This is a genomic window from Aliiroseovarius sp. S1339, assembly GCF_023195695.1.
Lineage (GTDB): Bacteria > Pseudomonadota > Alphaproteobacteria > Rhodobacterales > Rhodobacteraceae > Aliiroseovarius.
This window is the reverse complement of record NZ_JALPQG010000006.1, coordinates 225,685-240,604: the sequence shown is the minus strand read 5'-3', so window position 1 is coordinate 240,604 and position 14,920 is coordinate 225,685. Positions and strand designations below refer to the sequence as shown.

Sequence of the window (14,920 nt, the reverse complement as noted above, 5' to 3'; positions counted from 1 at the left end):
GATCCTGCCCCAAGGAGAGGGACCGACACGCATCGGTTCTCAGACAAAGCACCGCTCACTCAAGAGCACCAAAGAAGGATTAAGAAAATGCGTCACGCTCGTGGTTACCGCCGCCTGAATCGCACACATGAACACCGCAAAGCGATGTTCGCAAATATGGCTGGTTCGCTGATCGAACACGAACAGATCAAAACGACTCTGCCGAAAGCAAAAGAACTGCGCCCGATCATTGAAAAAATGATCACGCTGGCCAAACGCGGAGACATTCATGCCCGCCGTCAGGCTGCGTCGCGTCTGAAACAAGACCAGCACGTCGCCAAATTGTTCGACGTTTTGGGCCCGCGCTTCGCTGAGCGCCAAGGTGGTTATGTTCGCGTTCTGAAAGCTGGCTTCCGCTATGGCGACATGGCGCCGATGGCGATCATCGAATTCGTTGACCGCGATGCCGACGCCAAAGGCGCTGCTGATCGTGCGCGTTTGGAAGCAGAAGAAGCTGCGGACGCAGCTGGCGAATAAGATCGGTCCAAATACTGGCCCACAAGAACCTCGCGCGATTTCGTGCGGGGTTTTTTGTTGGTAGGCCCCGAAACATGTGGTCGGCGCGCAATCCCGCCCTGAAAACCTCCGCAACACTTTTAAGTTGTTTGACTCTGGCGCGACTGTCTAAAAGGATAGGTGCTGGGGATTGGGGAAAAAAATGATGGTCGAAGATTTTGGTCTTGATCAGGGGCTGGCCAAGTTGTCTGACTTGGCGCCAAAGGGCTATGCGCTGGGTTTGCACATCCGCTATGCTTCGGCCCACATCATGATTCAGACCTATGACCCGCGTTGGAGCCAAGTCTACACCGAAAAGGGCTATATGCTGGCCGACCCGATGGTCTTCTGGGGCTTCGGCAACGAAGGCACCATTCGGTGGAGCGCGCTTGATCTGCCCGACCCGCACGGAATTCTGGCGCAGGCCGCAGGCTTCGGGTTGCATTACGGGGTGGCCGTTTCGCATGGCGACACCTCGTCGCGCACCATTGGCGGTTTCGCGCGCGATGACCGCGAATTCACCGATGACGAGATCACCGAAATTCACAAGTTGGTTATTGAGCTGCATGAGAAATCCACTCCGCCCGAGCATCTGACCTCTGCCCAGCGGATGGCGCTGCGGCTGATTGCCAAAGGCAGCCGACATGCCGAAGCTGCCTCGCTTCTGGGTATCTCGGAAAGTGCCTTGAAGGCGCGGTTGCGCAGCGCGCGCGACCGGCTGTTTGTGCGTACAACCGCCGAAGCGATCCAGCGCGCGCAGGAATATAACCTGCTGTGATCTGGCCCCGGTGGTCTTTTCGCCTTTTAACGCGCGCGTCCGACCCCTAGATTTGGATCATGACTGATCTGTTTGATAACGACCCTGCGATGGACGCGGTCGACGGTGCGAAATCCGCCCCGCGCCCTCTGGCCGACCGGCTGAGACCCCGCACGCTGTCCGAGGTGATTGGTCAGGAGCAGGTTCTTGGCCCGGACGCGCCTTTGGGCACGATGCTTGCGTCGGGCAGTCTTGGCTCGCTGATTTTTTGGGGGCCGCCCGGTGTTGGCAAAACGACCATCGCGCGGTTGCTGGCGCAGGAAACGGATCTGCATTTTGTTCAGATCAGCGCGATTTTCACCGGCGTCCCTGAGCTTCGAAAGGTGTTCGAGGCCGCACGCCACAGGCGGTCGAACGGGCAGGGCACATTGCTGTTCGTGGACGAGGTTCACCGCTTTAACAAAGCCCAGCAGGATGGGTTCCTGCCGCATATGGAAGACGGCACTATTCTTTTGGTCGGCGCCACCACGGAAAACCCGTCATTTGAATTGAACGCCGCCGTGTTGTCGCGTGCGCAGGTTCTTGTGCTGACCCGCCTGACGCTGGCTGATCTTGAACGCCTTGCCCAGCGGGCTGAACAAGAGTTGGACCGCCCCTTGCCCCTGACGGGTGAGGCGCGCGAGGCCTTGCTGGAAATGGCCGATGGTGACGGGCGTGCGCTTCTGAACCTTGCCGAACAAGTTTTCGCTTGGAAAATCGACAAGAAGCTGGATGTCGCCGGGCTGTCGTCGCGCCTGATGAAGCGGGCCGCGGTCTATGACAAATCGGGGGATGAACATTTCAACCTGATCTCGGCCCTGCACAAATCTGTGCGCGGCTCGGACCCCGATGCAGCGCTGTATTGGCTGGCGCGGATGCTGACCGGTGGCGAAGACCCCCGCTATCTGGCGAGGCGCATCACCCGGATGGCGGTCGAGGATATCGGCCTGGCTGATCCACAAGCCCACCGCGTCTGTCTGGACGCGTGGGAGACATATGAACGCCTTGGCAGCCCTGAAGGTGAACTGGCGTTGGCGCAATCCGTCACCTATCTGGCGCTCGCCCCGAAATCCAATGCCGCCTATGTGGCTTACAAGGCGGCAATGGCAGCGGCTAAGAAAACCGGGTCGGAGCCTCCGCCCAAACACATCCTGAACGCGCCCACTCAGTTGATGGAGGATCAGGGCTACGGCGCAGGTTACGCCTATGACCACGACGCGCCGGATGGCTTTTCGGGGCAAAACTATTTTCCCGATGGGGTCAAGCGCGGCGTCTTTTATGTGCCAGTTGAACGCGGGTTTGAACGCGAATTAAAGAAGCGCACCGATTATTTCGCGCGGCTTCGATCCAAACGGTCCGACTGATCATCATCGCCAAGCCCACGCCCCCAAGGACAAGGAACCGCTATGAGCCATAAGTCGCGAAAGCAACGGGTCTGGGACCCCGTCACGCGCCTGTTTCACTGGTCGCTTGTGGTCGCCGTGGTCACTGGGTGGTCGTTGGGTCGGTTTGGCCCGACGGTCCTGTCGGTGCATTACTACATGGGTTATACGGTGGCCGCGCTGTTGGTTCTTCGGATCTACTGGGGGTTCAGAGGGCCGCAACCTGTGCGTTTTCGCACCTTCATCTATGGGCCGGCAACGACGCTGGTCTATATCAAACGGATGGCCAAACGCGTGCCAAGCCACTGGCCGGGGCACAACCCGGTCGGGGCCTTGTCCGTCTTTGCAATGCTGGCGGTGCTCGCATTGCAGGTTGCGACAGGTTTGATTGCCGACCCGGATGATTTTGTGAATGTCGGGCCGCTTGCACGCTGGGTGGAATTCGACACAGCGCGCTGGGCGGCAAGCGCACACCGGCTGTCTTCCAAGCTTCTGTTGGCCCTTGTCGGGCTGCATATCGGCGCGATCCTGTATTACCGCTTTTGGAAAGACGAAGATCTGGTCCGCCCAATGATAACAGGCTGGAAGGAGGTGCGCGACGACCACCCAAAGGCACCACCAAAATCCGATGCAATGCTTGACAACTGAGCCCGCGCATCCGAGTTAGACCCCATGATGACACCCCTTATTCAAGTCGCACTTGGTGGCGCAATCGGTGCCTCGGCACGGTATCTAACCGGCAACGCTGTAACGCGCGCGCTGGGGCATGGCTTCCCGGCAGGCACGATGGTCGTGAACGTGATCGGCTCGTTTCTGATGGGCGTTCTGGTCGTGGCTTTGGCACGCAAAGGCGGTCAGGCGGCGGCGCCGTTCTTGATGACGGGGCTTCTGGGCGGCTTCACCACGTTTTCGGCTTTCTCGCTGGATGCGATAACGCTGTATGAGCGCGGTCAGATCGCGGCGGCTGGTTCCTATGTGGTCGGGTCTGTAGTGCTGTCGCTCGCGGGGCTTTTTGCGGGGCTGTTTGCAGCCCGTATGGTGCTGACATGAGCGGCGTTCAAATCATCACCGTCGCGGCCGATGACGCCGAACAGCGGCTAGATCGCTGGGTGCGGCGCAACTTCCCCCATGTTGGGCAGGGCCGCATTGAAAGGGCCTGTCGCAAGGGCGAAATCCGCGTGGATGGCGAGAAGGTCAAACCATCGACCCGAGTTGGTCCGGGGGCCGAGGTTCGCCTGCCGCCGCTGCCTGACACGTCGGACGCGCAGGACCGCCCCAAACCCCAGCCGCGTGTTAGCGATGCGGATGCAAAGCTGATCCAGTCCTGTGTGCTGTATCGCGATGACCACATCATTGCGCTGAACAAACCGCCGGGTCTGCCAAGTCAGGGCGGAAGCAAACAGACCCGCCATGTGGACGGGTTGGCCGAAGCACTAAAATTTGGCCGTGATGACAAGCCGCGCCTTGTGCACCGGCTGGACAAGGACACGTCTGGCGTGTTGCTGCTGGCGCGCAGTCAAAAAATGGCGGGCGAACTGACGCAAGCTTTCCGCGCGCGCGACACCCGCAAGATTTACTGGGCCATCGTCGCCGGCGTGCCACAACCCCGCTGGGGCACATTGCGCTGGGGGCTGGTCAAAGCGCCCGGCCATGGTGGCAAGGGCGAGGGTGAAAAGATGGTCTGCGTTCACCCGCGCCATGTTGATGAAACGCCCGGAGCAAAGCGTGCGACCACCGATTACGCTGTGCTGACGACACTTGGCAGCCGGGCCGCTTGGGTGGCATTGGTGCCCGTGACGGGTCGCACCCACCAGCTTCGCGCCCATATGGCCGAGCTTGGGCACCCGATCGCGGGTGACGGAAAATACGGCGGATCAAGTCAGGAAAACCTTGGGGACGGCTGGGGCGCACAGTTGGGCGGCGAGCTGTCCAAGAAGCTGCACCTTCATGCACGCTCGATCAGTTTCACTCATCCGGTTACCAAAAAACCCATGACAATCACCGCACCGTTGCCCGAACATATGCAGCGGACGTGGGATTACATGGGGTGGCAGGATGGCGACGTGCCCGCCGACCCGTTCGAGGAACTGGAATGACCTCGCCTCCTTTGCGTCTGGTGGTTTTCGATGTCGACGGGACGCTGATCGACAGTCAGGATTTCATCGTCGAGGCGATGAACCGCGCCTTTGGCGAGATGGGCGTCGCACTGCCCACCCGCGCCGAGATTTTGTCGATCGTCGGATTGTCGCTACACGATGCGATTGAACGCCTTGTGCCCAGCCTGTCGCAAGCAAGTGTTGCCGAGGCGTCACAGCAGTACAAAGACATGTTTATCAAGCTGCGCGCCGAAAAAGGGGGCGAGGCTGCGGCCCCGCTTTATCGCGGTGCACGCGAAGCCTTGGACGCATTGCACAAACAGGACGAAGTGTTGTTGGGTGTCGCGACTGGCAAAGCGCGGCGCGGGCTTGACCATGCCTATGACGCACATGACTTGCGGCGCTTCTTTGTGACGAGCCAGACGGCGGACAACCACCCGTCAAAACCGCACCCGTCGATGTTGCACGCCGCATTGTCTGAAACCGGTGCCGAGGCTGCAAATGCAGTGATGATTGGTGACACGAGTTTTGACATGGAAATGGGCCGGGCAGCGGGCTACCGCACCATCGGCGTGACGTGGGGCTATCATCCGCGCGAAGGCTTGTTGGCAGCCGGTGCCGATCTGTTGATCGACACCTACGCCGAGTTGTCTGCGGCGCTTGACAAACTTTGGGGGAAGGCATGAGCGGTTGGGCAGCAAAGCGCTTTTGGAAGGACGCAAAAGCGGTCGCGACAGACGAAGGTTTCACTGTTGAACTTGATGGCCGCTTGATCAAAACGCCAGCAAAGACCTTGCTTCAAGTGCCAACCCAGACCCTTGCAGAGGCCATCGCCAAGGAATGGGACGCGCAGGGTGAACAGGTCGACCCTGCGACCATGCCGATCACCCGAATGGCGAATTCGGCGCTGGATAAGGTCGCACATCAGTTTACCGAGGTGGCCGATATGCTGGCCGCCTATGGTGACTGCGACCTTCTGTGTTATCGCGCCGCTGAACCCGAAAGCCTTGTGGTGCGTCAGGCCGACCGATGGGACCCGCTTTTGGACTGGGCGTCCGATGCCTTGGGCGCGCGCTTGCTGCCTGTGTCGGGAATCATCCATCAACCGCAGGATAGCAACGCGCTGAATCGGCTCGCGGGACGGGTGCATTTACTGTCTGATTTCGAACTAACGGGCTTTCACGATCTTGTTGCAATCAGTGGCTCTCTGGTATTGGCATTCGCCGTTACCGCCGAAAGGATATCTGCCGATGAGGCATGGGAAATTTCTCGTCTGGACGAGGTCTGGCAGGCAGAACAATGGGGCGTCGATGAAGAAGCCTCGGAACTTGCAGAGAAAAAACGTATCGAGATTGTGAACGCCGCATGGTTCTTCCACGCCAGCCGCCGCGAAACATAACGCAACCAATACCTTAGCTTTGATAATATTCTTGCTTTCCTCTTGGTTAAGTATCGCAATTCACGATGTTGCCCTTGACGATAACTGATCAATTCTTTCAAACTCTTTCCATGTTGAAAGGGGGGTACCCCTTTCGTAAACATGGTTGCGGCCACAATGGCTGCGAATTAACCCGAAACTACGGGCAACGATCAGGAAGAGGTAATTATGAAAAGAACCGTTTTTTTTGGCGCACTGACAGTCGCCAGCATTGCTGCTGGTGCATCGGCAGCTGCGACCCTTGATGACGTCAAGGCGCGCGGCAAGCTGAACTGCGGTGTGACCACCGGTCTTGTTGGCTTCGCCGCGCCGGACGCAAACGGCAAGTGGGAAGGTTTCGACGTCGACTTCTGCCGTGCAGTCGCAGCTGCTGTGCTTGGCGACGCCAACGCGGTCGAGTTTGTTCCGACCACCGGCAAAACACGTTTCACCGCCCTTGCTTCGGGCGAGGTCGACATGCTGGCACGTAACACCACATGGACGCTGTCGCGCGATGTCGACCTGAAGTTCGACTTCATTGGCGTGAACTACTATGACGGTCAGGGTTTCCTTGTCTCAAAAGAGATGGGCGTAAGCTCGGCCAAGGATCTGGACGGCGCAACCGTCTGCATCCAGACCGGCACCACCACCGAGCTGAACCTGGCGGATTTCTTCCGCGCAAATAACATCAGCTACGAACCCGTGCCGATCGAAACCAACGCCGAAGGTCAGCAGCAATATCTTGCTGGTGCGTGCGACACCTACACCACCGACGCATCGGGTCTGGCAGCAACGCGCGCCACCTTCGAAAACCCGTCGGACCACGTCGTTCTGCCTGAAATCATCTCGAAGGAGCCGCTGGGCCCATTGGTCCGTCACGGCGACAACGAATGGGGCGACATTGTTCGCTGGACGCTGAACGCTTTGATCTCGGCAGAAGAGCTGGGCATCACATCGGCCAATATCGGCGAGCTGTCGGCGGCTGCCGGCGACAACCCGGAAATCAACCGTATGTTGGGCACCGAAGGAAACTTGGGCGAAATGCTCGGCCTTGATGCTGACTGGGCGAAGCGCGCTATCATGGCGGGCGGTAACTATGGTGAAGTGTTCGCTAAAAACATTGGCGAAAGCACACCGATCGCTTTGGCCCGTGGCCTGAACGCTCAGTGGAAAGATGGCGGTCTGATCTACTCGCCGCCGTTCCGCTAAGAATATCTTTGGAAAGGGCGTGGTTCTTCCACGCCCTTTTCAGTTCTATCTAAACGCACCTTGGCACAGCGGCTCAATCCGCACATTTAAAAAATAAAGCCAAGGGCAACGGGGACGTCTTCTATGACAACTACAACCGACCCTCATCAGGGCCAGTTCCGACTATCCATGCTTTTGTATGACAGCCGGTACCGCTCGATGACCATTCAGATTGTCGCCTTGATCGGCTTTCTGATGCTGATCGGCTGGCTGCTCTCAAACACCGCCCAGAACCTTGCTGATCTTGGCAAAGAACCCGGCTTCAGCTTCATGTTTGAACCCGCAGGCTATGACATCAATCAACGACTTCTGGATTACAATTCACAGGATTCGCACTTGCGCGCGTCCCTTATGGGGCTTCTGAACACGCTTCTTGTGGCAGCCATGGGCTGCATTGCTGCAACAGTCATCGGCGTGATCGTCGGCGTCTTGCGCTTGTCGCCCAACTGGATCGTCGCGCGCCTGTCCGCTGTGTATGTGGAAGGCTTCCGCAATGTCCCGGTTCTGTTGTGGATCGTGTTCATAATGGCGGTACTGATCGAAACACTGCCGCAACCAAGTGCGTTCCGCAAAGGCGAGGCCAGCATGTCCCTGTGGGACACTGTGGCCATTACGAACCGGGGTGTTTATATCCCCGAGCCACTTTTCTCGCGTAGCTTGGGTGATATCCACCTTCTGGGCTCTTCCGCCCTACGATTTGATGTCAGCCTTGACTTGCTGGCGCTTCTGGCAGTTTTGATCGCGGGCATTCTGACCTCAGTGCTGATCAAACGTCGCGCCGATGTTATTCAAGAGGCAACGGGTGAGCGGCCGCGCACATGGCACTTGCGCGTTGGCGCCATTGTTGTTCCGTTCATTTTGGTTCTGGCCGTTTTGGGGTTCTACCTCGGCTATCCCGAGCTGAAGGGCTTCAACTTCAAGGGCGGCACGCACCTGCGCAATTCGCTTATTGCGCTTTGGTTGGCGCTGTCGCTTTACACCGGGGCCTTCATCGCCGAAATCGTGCGGTCTGGTATTCTGGCCGTGTCAAAGGGACAGACCGAAGCTGCCGGTGCTTTGGGCATGCGTCCGAACCGCACCATGAGCCTTGTGGTTCTGCCCCAAGCGCTGCGGGTGATCATCCCGCCGCTCATTTCGAATTACCTGAACCTCACCAAGAACAGCTCGCTGGCGATTGCCGTGGGTTACATGGACATCACGGGCACTTTGGGTGGCATCACAATGAACCAGACAGGCCGCGAGCTTGAAACGGTTTTGTTGCTGATGCTGGTCTACCTGACCATCTCGCTGACGATTTCGGCGGTGATGAACTGGTACAATGAATCCGTGAAGCTGAAGGAGCGCTGATATGTCTGATATGTCCTACGTTCGCTCTGAAATGTTGCCTGAACGCGCTCCACCTGCATCGCAGATTGGGTTTGTCGGCTGGATCCGCGCCAATCTGTTCAATGGAGTTGGCAACTCGATCCTGACCATCCTGTCGCTCATTTTCCTGTGGTACATTCTGTCCGCACTTCTGCCTTGGATTTTCGCGCCGACCTGGAACAGCGGTTCGCTGAATGAATGTCGCGAGATTTTTGGCGCTGATGGCGGTCATGGTGCTGCCTGCTGGGGCGTAATCCGTGAACGCTGGGTGCAGCTATTGTTCGGCTTCTATCCAGAAGCAGAGCGTTGGCGCCCGATCGTCGGCTTTGGGCTTTTGTTCGTGGCGCTGATCCCGGTGCTGTTCAACATGATCTCGCGTCGGATGAACTGGGTGTTGCTGCTGGCTGTGCTTGGTCTGGCGGGGCTCTATCTTGGTGGTGCATTGGGTATCATCGCGGGTCTGCTGCTTCTTGGCGCGGCTGGCTTCGTTGGCTTCAAGGCCTTCACCACGTCGAAAGAGGATCGTGCTGCCGAAATCGAATCCGGGGCCAAGCGTCTGCCCAACCCCTTTATCTTCTCGGCGATCTATCCCTTCATCGCGCCTTGGTTGCTGTGGGGTGGGTCGATCTGGTTGCCCGTTGGTGCCGCACTGGGTTTTGTGGTTGGTTACTTCGCCTACCGCTTCCTTGCTCCTGTCGTTGGCAGTCTTGCAGGGTTGATCATCGCAGTGTTGGCCGCGCTGATCTGGTGGCTCCTACTTATGGCTCCGATGGTTGATCAACTGGATGCATTGTTTACGATTGGAGAAGGGCCGGGGGCAGAGAACCTTTTGGCTCTTGAACCCGTCGAAAGCCGGAACTTCGGGGGCTTCATGTTGTCGATCACCATCGGCGTCGTGGCCATTGCCTGTTCGTTGCCCATTGGCGTCGTTCTGGCCTTGGGGCGTCAATCCGATCTGTTGATCGTCAAGGCGCTGTGCGTGGGCTTTATCGAGTTCATTCGCGGTGTGCCGCTGATCACGCTTCTGTTCGTGGCGTCCACGCTTTTGAACATCTTCCTGCCACCCGGCACCAATTTTGACATCATCCTACGGGTGCTGATCATGGTGACCCTGTTCGCCGCAGCCTATATGGCCGAGGTCGTTCGGGGCGGGCTTGCGGCCCTTCCCAAAGGCCAATACGAGGCCGCGGATGCGCTTGGGCTGGACTACTGGAAAGCCCAGCGTCTGATCATCATGCCGCAAGCCCTGAAGATCTCGATCCCCGGGATCGTGTCGACGTTTATCGGCGTGTTCAAAGACACGGTGCTGGTGTCGATCATCGGCCTGCTTGATCCGTTGGGACTGTCAAATGCTATCCGTGCAGACCAGGACTGGAACGGGGTGGTGTGGGAGCTTTACGGCTTCATCGCCTTCATGTTCTTCGTCTTCTGTTTCTCGATGTCGCGTTATTCGATGTATCTCGAACGTCGACTTCGCACGGACCATAGTTAAAGGAGCGACCTATGTCGTCTATTACTCTCGAAACCCACGCCGACCGTTCCAAGATGGAAGTCTCGGACGAAGTTGCCATCGAAATCCGTGACATGAACAAGTGGTATGGTGCCTTTCACGTGCTGCGTGACATCGACCTGAAAGTCTATCAAGGCGAACGGATCGTCATCGCGGGGCCATCAGGGTCCGGTAAATCCACGCTGATCCGCTGCATCAACCGGTTGGAGGAGCACCAGGAAGGGCAGATCATCGTCGATGGGACCGAGCTGACCTCGGACTTGAAGAACGTGGATAAGGTGCGTTCGGAAGTGGGGATGGTGTTCCAACACTTCAACCTTTTCCCGCACCTGACCATTCTGGAAAACTGCACGCTGGCGCCGATCTGGGTGCGCAAAACGCCCCGCAAAGAGGCGGAAGAAATTGCGATGCATTTTCTTGAGAAGGTGAAGATCCCGGAACAGGCGCTTAAATACCCCGGCATGTTGTCGGGGGGGCAGCAGCAGCGTGTGGCCATCGCCCGCTCGCTGTGCATGATGCCGCGTATCATGCTGTTTGACGAACCCACCTCAGCACTTGACCCCGAGATGATCAAGGAGGTGCTGGAAACCATGGTAGAGCTTGCCGAAGAAGGCATGACCATGCTGTGCGTCACCCACGAAATGGGCTTCGCCAAGGAAGTCGCCAACCGCGTGATCTTCATGGATGCGGGCCAGATTGTGGAACAGAACGAACCGGAAGAGTTCTTCAACAACCCACAGAACGAACGCACCAAACTGTTCCTGAGCCAGATCCTCTGAGCCCTGATAAGTAAGAAAAACGAAAGCCCTGCCATCATCCGGCAGGGCTTTTTCTATGCCCGCTGTTGGGCCGTGCCTGTGTGGGTCGTCGCTAAATCAATTCACGCGGCACAACGAAGTCGACCACCCGGCCTGTGCCCCAATCCACGTCTTCCCATTTGTCCACGTCAAACTCGATTGCGGCTGTCGCGGCGGTCGGATAGTGAAAGAATTTCGCGTGGGCAAAAGGCTCGGAGGCAAGCCGACGCGCCATATATGCCGAGCCCGGATTATGGGCAATCATCATCGCCGTTTCGCTTTGTGCTTTCTTGAGTGCCGCCAGCATCGTGTCCGGGTCAGCCAAATAAAGCTCGCGAAGATACGTAGCCTTCGGCGCACCAACGAATTTGTCAGCGATCAACGCCCATGTTTCGCGCGTGCGTTCGGCGTCGGAACACAGCACGGTGTCCGGGAAAAGCGCCTTGCTGACCAGCCAACGCCCGATCGCCTTGGCCGATGCGCGTCCCCGCTTGTTCAGCGGGCGGGCGTGATCTTCCAGATCAGCATCGCCCCAGCTGGATTTCGCATGTCGGGTCAGGATCAGTGTCAGTGTCATGTCGGGTTAAATGCTTTCATATGGAAGGCAGACTGAGCGGCCAACCTGCCATAAGACCGACTGACAGGGCAAGAGCGGCGAACCGCGCATCCTTCCCCCATGCAATCGACGCTGTCGGGCCCGTTCAGATGGGTGATGCAGGCCGAAACGTCGTAGTGTGCCGCCCTCAGCGCATCCACCGGGCAAGCAGTGCGGCACGGGGCAGCGCACCCGTCGCAGGGGCGTGCCACCGCGTCTGGCAAGGTCAGATGGCCCGGCACCCTTACCGCGCCGCGATAGCTGACCCACAGCCCCGCCGTATCATGAACCAATAACGCCACGGGGGATTGCCACGCCCGACCAGATCGCAACGCCCAGTCGAAAAACGGTGGATAGGGCGGACCATCGGATGGAAAGACCGCAGTCCCGCGCCAGCGGTTTGCCAAGTTCCCGATCGTGCGTTTGGACCAACGATCCATCGGGTCTGCGGCTTGATCGGCGTATTCAGGGCTTGCGGTGAAGGTCGCCCAGAAACCGGGCTCATGCGGCCCAAGCAGAACCACCGTATCCGGCCCATCATGCAACACGCCGAACACGTCCAACTGAACGGCGCGCGCATCCCGCGCCAGCCGCTCCAGCGTCATTTCCGGCGAAACGGCAGCATCAGGCTCCAGCCCAGTTTTGATGGATTGTCGTCTTGCCATTGCAGCCCGATCACCATGTCGTCATGCCCGTCGCGGGGCTGATCCGTGTATGTCTTGAATATACGATCCCAGATCGACAGACAGAAGCCATAGTTGCTGTCCGTTTCGTCCCGGTGAACGGAATGGTGCACGCGGTGCATGTCGGGGGTGACGAGGATCAGCCTTAGCCAGCGGTCCAGACCCAGCGGCAGACGCATATTGGCGTGGTTGAACATGGCCGAGCCGTTCAACACGACCTCAAACAAGATCACGCCAAGCGCGGGTGCGCCGATCAGATAGACAACCCCGATCTTGATGATCATCGAGGCCGCAATCTCGACCGGGTGAAACCTAAGCGCGGTGGTCACGTCGAAATCGCGGTCGGCGTGATGCACGCGGTGCAGGCGCCACAAGACAGGCACTTTGTGAAAGACGAGGTGCTGCGCCCAGATGGCAAGATCAAGGATCACCATGGCGGCGATGACCTCGACCCAGACGGACAGCGTGATCATGTTGAACAGCCCCCAGCCTTGGGCGGCAGCATCCAAAGCTGCACCGACGGCCAACAAGGGCAGAAGAACATTCATCAAGCGCAGGGTCAGGGTGTCGACAACAATGATCGACAAATTGGTGAACCAACGCGTCTGCCTTGGTTGGGTGCGCGGCCGTCGCGGCACTTTGGCCTCGATAGTTGCGAAAAGCGCGAATAGGCCAAGAAACGTGCCAAGGCGAAGGATGAGTTCATATTCCATACAGCGTATTTATGGACTACCCACCCAAGCGCAAGACACATTCCCGCGACGAATTGTGCCGCGACGTCTAGGCGCGGATCAACGACCCTGCACCGTGATCGGTGTAAAGTTCCAGCAGGCAGGCATTGGGCGCGCGTCCATCAAGGATGACCACCGCCCGCACGCCGCCGTCAATCGCAGCAAGCGCGGTTTCGGTTTTGGGGATCATCCCCCCAGCAATCACGCCCGCGGCCGTCATCTCGCGAATTTGCGTGGGCGTCAGTTCGGTCAGAACCTCTCCGTCCGCGTTCTTGACGCCCTCGACATCAGTCAAAAGCAACAAGCGGTCCGCCTTCAGGCCAGCCGCGATTGCCCCGGCCATCGTGTCACCGTTGATGTTGAACGTCTCACCGTTGCGGCCCGCCCCCAATGGGGCGATGACCGGGATGGTTTCAGTGGTGGCCAGATCGTGCAGAACGGACACGTCCACATCGACCGGCGTGCCGACAAAGCCCAGATCGGGGTTGGACTGGTCGCATATCACAAGGTTGGCGTCCTTGCCCGAAAGCCCGACGGCTTTGCCGCCTTCTGCGTTGATCGCCTGCACGATCCGCTTGTTGACGCTGCCTGAAAGCACCATTTCGACCACTTCAACGGTGGCGGCGTCCGTCACACGCTTGCCGTTCACAAACTCGCTTTTGATCTGCAACCGATCCAGCATGGAGTTGATCATCGGCCCGCCGCCATGCACGACCACAGGCATCACGCCCACCTGACGCATCAGGACAATGTCGCGCGCAAAGCTCGCCATCGCCTCGTCATCGCCCATGGCATTGCCGCCAAACTTGATGACAACAGTGGCCCCAGCATAGCGCTGCAAATAGGGCAGGGCTTGGGAAAGAGTGCGGGCGGTGGCGATCCAGTCGCGGTTCATTTCTTGCGTCTTCATCTTTTATTCCTCGTGCCACCCCGTGTTAGAGCGTCGGCAACCCGCTGCCAAGGGGCATTGCGCCCGGCCCGCGTGCTGCTAGGGTTGCGGCGAACCCAACCGACAGGAATGGCGATCATGGCCGAGCGACAAAAGACCCTTCTTCTGACCGGAGCCAGCCGCGGTATCGGCCATGCAACCGTGCGCCGGTTCAATCTTGAAGGCTGGCGGGTCATCACCTGTTCGCGCCACGCGATCCCTGAAGAATGTCCTTGGGGCGGAGCTGGTGAGGATCACGTGCAAGTGGACCTGTCCGACCCCACAGATACGATTAATGCTGTTGGGGTCATTCAAGATAAACTGGATGGACGCCTCGATGCGCTGGTCAACAACGCCGGTATTTCTCCGAAGGGGCCGAATGGAGAGCGGCTGAGCACGCTGAACACCGACCTGATGGATTGGGGCAAGGTGTTCCATGTGAACTTCTTTGCATCCGTGGTTCTGGCGCGGGGGTTGAAAGACGAACTAGCGGCGGCCAAAGGGGCTGTGGTGAATGTGACGTCAATCGCAGGCGTGCGCGTCCACCCATTTGCTGGCGCGGCCTATGCGACCTCAAAAGCGGCCCTTGCCGCGCTGACGCGTGAAATGGCGCATGATTTCGGGCCACTCGGCGTGCGGGTCAATGCGATCGCGCCCGGCGAGGTCGAAACCTCGATCTTGTCGCCGGGAACCGAAAAAATTGTCGAGAAACTGCCAATGCGCCGCCTCGGTCAGCCCGAGGAAGTCGCCGCCGCGATCTATTTCCTGTGTTCGGATGACAGCTCGTATATCTCGGGAACCGAGATCGAGGTGAATGGCGCCCAGCACGTGTAGGCCC

General features: G+C 58.6%; 17 protein-coding genes. 13 read left to right on the top strand and 4 right to left on the bottom strand.

Translation table 11 applies throughout. The features are described from left to right. Positions 1 to 87: 87 nt before the first annotated feature. The 12 genes from rplQ to MUY35_RS11065 all read left to right on the top strand — a co-directional run bounded on the left by rplQ (position 88) and on the right by MUY35_RS11065 (position 11,127). Positions 88 to 516 (top strand): 50S ribosomal protein L17, encoded by a 429-nt coding sequence (gene rplQ, locus MUY35_RS11120; RefSeq protein WP_247032943.1) that lies wholly within the window; start codon positions 88 to 90, stop codon positions 514 to 516. A 184-nt stretch (positions 517 to 700) separates the two neighbouring features. After that, on the top strand, positions 701 to 1,312 hold the full coding sequence (locus MUY35_RS11115) for an autoinducer binding domain-containing protein (RefSeq protein WP_248368224.1): 612 nt from the start codon (positions 701 to 703) through the stop codon (positions 1,310 to 1,312). A 59-nt stretch (positions 1,313 to 1,371) separates the two neighbouring features. Further along, positions 1,372 to 2,694: a replication-associated recombination protein A gene (locus MUY35_RS11110; protein ID WP_248368069.1), complete on the top strand. Its 1,323-nt coding sequence runs from the start codon at positions 1,372 to 1,374 to the stop codon at positions 2,692 to 2,694. Between the two features lie 42 nt (positions 2,695 to 2,736). Beyond that, positions 2,737 to 3,360 carry a cytochrome b/b6 domain-containing protein gene (locus tag MUY35_RS11105; RefSeq protein ID WP_248368067.1) on the top strand — a complete coding sequence of 208 codons (624 nt, stop codon included), beginning with the start codon at positions 2,737 to 2,739 and terminating at the stop codon, positions 3,358 to 3,360. A gap of 24 nt (positions 3,361 to 3,384) precedes the next feature. Then, positions 3,385 to 3,762 (top strand): fluoride efflux transporter CrcB, encoded by a 378-nt coding sequence (gene crcB / locus MUY35_RS11100; RefSeq protein ID WP_248368064.1) that lies wholly within the window; start codon positions 3,385 to 3,387, stop codon positions 3,760 to 3,762. Continuing rightward, positions 3,759 to 4,808 carry an RluA family pseudouridine synthase gene (locus MUY35_RS11095; protein WP_248368061.1) on the top strand — a complete coding sequence of 350 codons (1,050 nt, stop codon included), beginning with the start codon at positions 3,759 to 3,761 and terminating at the stop codon, positions 4,806 to 4,808. The genes crcB and MUY35_RS11095 overlap by 4 nt, the downstream gene beginning before the upstream one ends. Next, positions 4,805 to 5,494, top strand: coding sequence for an HAD-IA family hydrolase (locus MUY35_RS11090; protein ID WP_248368058.1), 690 nt, complete (start codon positions 4,805 to 4,807; stop codon positions 5,492 to 5,494). Before MUY35_RS11095 ends, MUY35_RS11090 begins: the two co-directional genes overlap by 4 nt. Further along, positions 5,491 to 6,207 (top strand): ATP12 family protein, encoded by a 717-nt coding sequence (locus MUY35_RS11085; RefSeq protein ID WP_248368047.1) that lies wholly within the window; start codon positions 5,491 to 5,493, stop codon positions 6,205 to 6,207. Before MUY35_RS11090 ends, MUY35_RS11085 begins: the two co-directional genes overlap by 4 nt. Before the next feature lie 207 nt (positions 6,208 to 6,414). Further along, positions 6,415 to 7,434, top strand: coding sequence for an amino acid ABC transporter substrate-binding protein (locus MUY35_RS11080; RefSeq protein ID WP_248368044.1), 1,020 nt, complete (start codon positions 6,415 to 6,417; stop codon positions 7,432 to 7,434). A gap of 123 nt (positions 7,435 to 7,557) precedes the next feature. Then, on the top strand, positions 7,558 to 8,820 hold the full coding sequence (locus MUY35_RS11075; protein WP_248368041.1) for an ABC transporter permease subunit: 1,263 nt from the start codon (positions 7,558 to 7,560) through the stop codon (positions 8,818 to 8,820). 1 nt (position 8,821) lies between these two features. Then, on the top strand, positions 8,822 to 10,330 hold the full coding sequence (locus tag MUY35_RS11070) for an amino acid ABC transporter permease (RefSeq protein WP_248368037.1): 1,509 nt from the start codon (positions 8,822 to 8,824) through the stop codon (positions 10,328 to 10,330). Between the two features lie 11 nt (positions 10,331 to 10,341). After that, the gene (locus tag MUY35_RS11065; protein ID WP_282569254.1) at positions 10,342 to 11,127 is read left to right on the top strand and encodes an amino acid ABC transporter ATP-binding protein; all 786 of its coding nucleotides are present in this window, start codon (positions 10,342 to 10,344) and stop codon (positions 11,125 to 11,127) included. Between the two features lie 91 nt (positions 11,128 to 11,218). On the opposite strand, the gene MUY35_RS11060 is transcribed toward MUY35_RS11065, so the two are convergent. The 4 genes from MUY35_RS11060 to argB all read right to left on the bottom strand — a co-directional run bounded on the left by MUY35_RS11060 (position 11,219) and on the right by argB (position 14,064). Next, complete coding sequence (locus tag MUY35_RS11060; RefSeq protein WP_248368025.1) at positions 11,219 to 11,722, bottom strand: histidine phosphatase family protein; 504 nt, start codon at positions 11,720 to 11,722, stop codon at positions 11,219 to 11,221. Further along, on the bottom strand, positions 11,719 to 12,405 hold the full coding sequence (locus tag MUY35_RS11055) for a ferredoxin (protein ID WP_248368022.1): 687 nt from the start codon (positions 12,403 to 12,405) through the stop codon (positions 11,719 to 11,721). The genes MUY35_RS11060 and MUY35_RS11055 overlap by 4 nt, the downstream gene beginning before the upstream one ends. Further along, entirely contained in the window at positions 12,342 to 13,136 is a 795-nt protein-coding gene (locus MUY35_RS11050) for a sterol desaturase family protein (protein WP_248368019.1), read from the bottom strand. The genes MUY35_RS11055 and MUY35_RS11050 overlap by 64 nt, the downstream gene beginning before the upstream one ends. 67 nt (positions 13,137 to 13,203) lie before the next feature. After that, positions 13,204 to 14,064: an acetylglutamate kinase gene (gene argB / locus MUY35_RS11045; protein ID WP_248368016.1), complete on the bottom strand. Its 861-nt coding sequence runs from the start codon at positions 14,062 to 14,064 to the stop codon at positions 13,204 to 13,206. A gap of 108 nt (positions 14,065 to 14,172) precedes the next feature. On the opposite strand from argB, the gene MUY35_RS11040 reads away from it, so the two are divergent. Next, positions 14,173 to 14,916 carry an SDR family oxidoreductase gene (locus MUY35_RS11040; protein WP_248368001.1) on the top strand — a complete coding sequence of 248 codons (744 nt, stop codon included), beginning with the start codon at positions 14,173 to 14,175 and terminating at the stop codon, positions 14,914 to 14,916. Positions 14,917 to 14,920: the final 4 nt, after the last annotated feature.

Coding starts and splice junctions, on each gene's coding strand:
- MUY35_RS11095 (WP_248368061.1), top strand. CDS start 3,759: ATGAGCGGCGTTCAAATCATCACCGTCGCGGCCGATGACGCCGAACAG.
- MUY35_RS11090 (WP_248368058.1), top strand. CDS start 4,805: ATGACCTCGCCTCCTTTGCGTCTGGTGGTTTTCGATGTCGACGGGACG.
- MUY35_RS11075 (WP_248368041.1), top strand. CDS start 7,558: ATGACAACTACAACCGACCCTCATCAGGGCCAGTTCCGACTATCCATG.
- rplQ (WP_247032943.1), top strand. CDS start 88: ATGCGTCACGCTCGTGGTTACCGCCGCCTGAATCGCACACATGAACAC.
- MUY35_RS11060 (WP_248368025.1), bottom strand. CDS start 11,722: ATGACACTGACACTGATCCTGACCCGACATGCGAAATCCAGCTGGGGC.
- MUY35_RS11040 (WP_248368001.1), top strand. CDS start 14,173: ATGGCGATCATGGCCGAGCGACAAAAGACCCTTCTTCTGACCGGAGCC.
- MUY35_RS11065 (WP_282569254.1), top strand. CDS start 10,342: ATGTCGTCTATTACTCTCGAAACCCACGCCGACCGTTCCAAGATGGAA.
- MUY35_RS11110 (WP_248368069.1), top strand. CDS start 1,372: ATGACTGATCTGTTTGATAACGACCCTGCGATGGACGCGGTCGACGGT.
- MUY35_RS11105 (WP_248368067.1), top strand. CDS start 2,737: ATGAGCCATAAGTCGCGAAAGCAACGGGTCTGGGACCCCGTCACGCGC.
- crcB (WP_248368064.1), top strand. CDS start 3,385: ATGATGACACCCCTTATTCAAGTCGCACTTGGTGGCGCAATCGGTGCC.
- MUY35_RS11070 (WP_248368037.1), top strand. CDS start 8,822: ATGTCTGATATGTCCTACGTTCGCTCTGAAATGTTGCCTGAACGCGCT.
- MUY35_RS11115 (WP_248368224.1), top strand. CDS start 701: ATGGTCGAAGATTTTGGTCTTGATCAGGGGCTGGCCAAGTTGTCTGAC.
- MUY35_RS11080 (WP_248368044.1), top strand. CDS start 6,415: ATGAAAAGAACCGTTTTTTTTGGCGCACTGACAGTCGCCAGCATTGCT.
- MUY35_RS11055 (WP_248368022.1), bottom strand. CDS start 12,405: ATGGCAAGACGACAATCCATCAAAACTGGGCTGGAGCCTGATGCTGCC.
- MUY35_RS11050 (WP_248368019.1), bottom strand. CDS start 13,136: ATGGAATATGAACTCATCCTTCGCCTTGGCACGTTTCTTGGCCTATTC.
- argB (WP_248368016.1), bottom strand. CDS start 14,064: ATGAAGACGCAAGAAATGAACCGCGACTGGATCGCCACCGCCCGCACT.
- MUY35_RS11085 (WP_248368047.1), top strand. CDS start 5,491: ATGAGCGGTTGGGCAGCAAAGCGCTTTTGGAAGGACGCAAAAGCGGTC.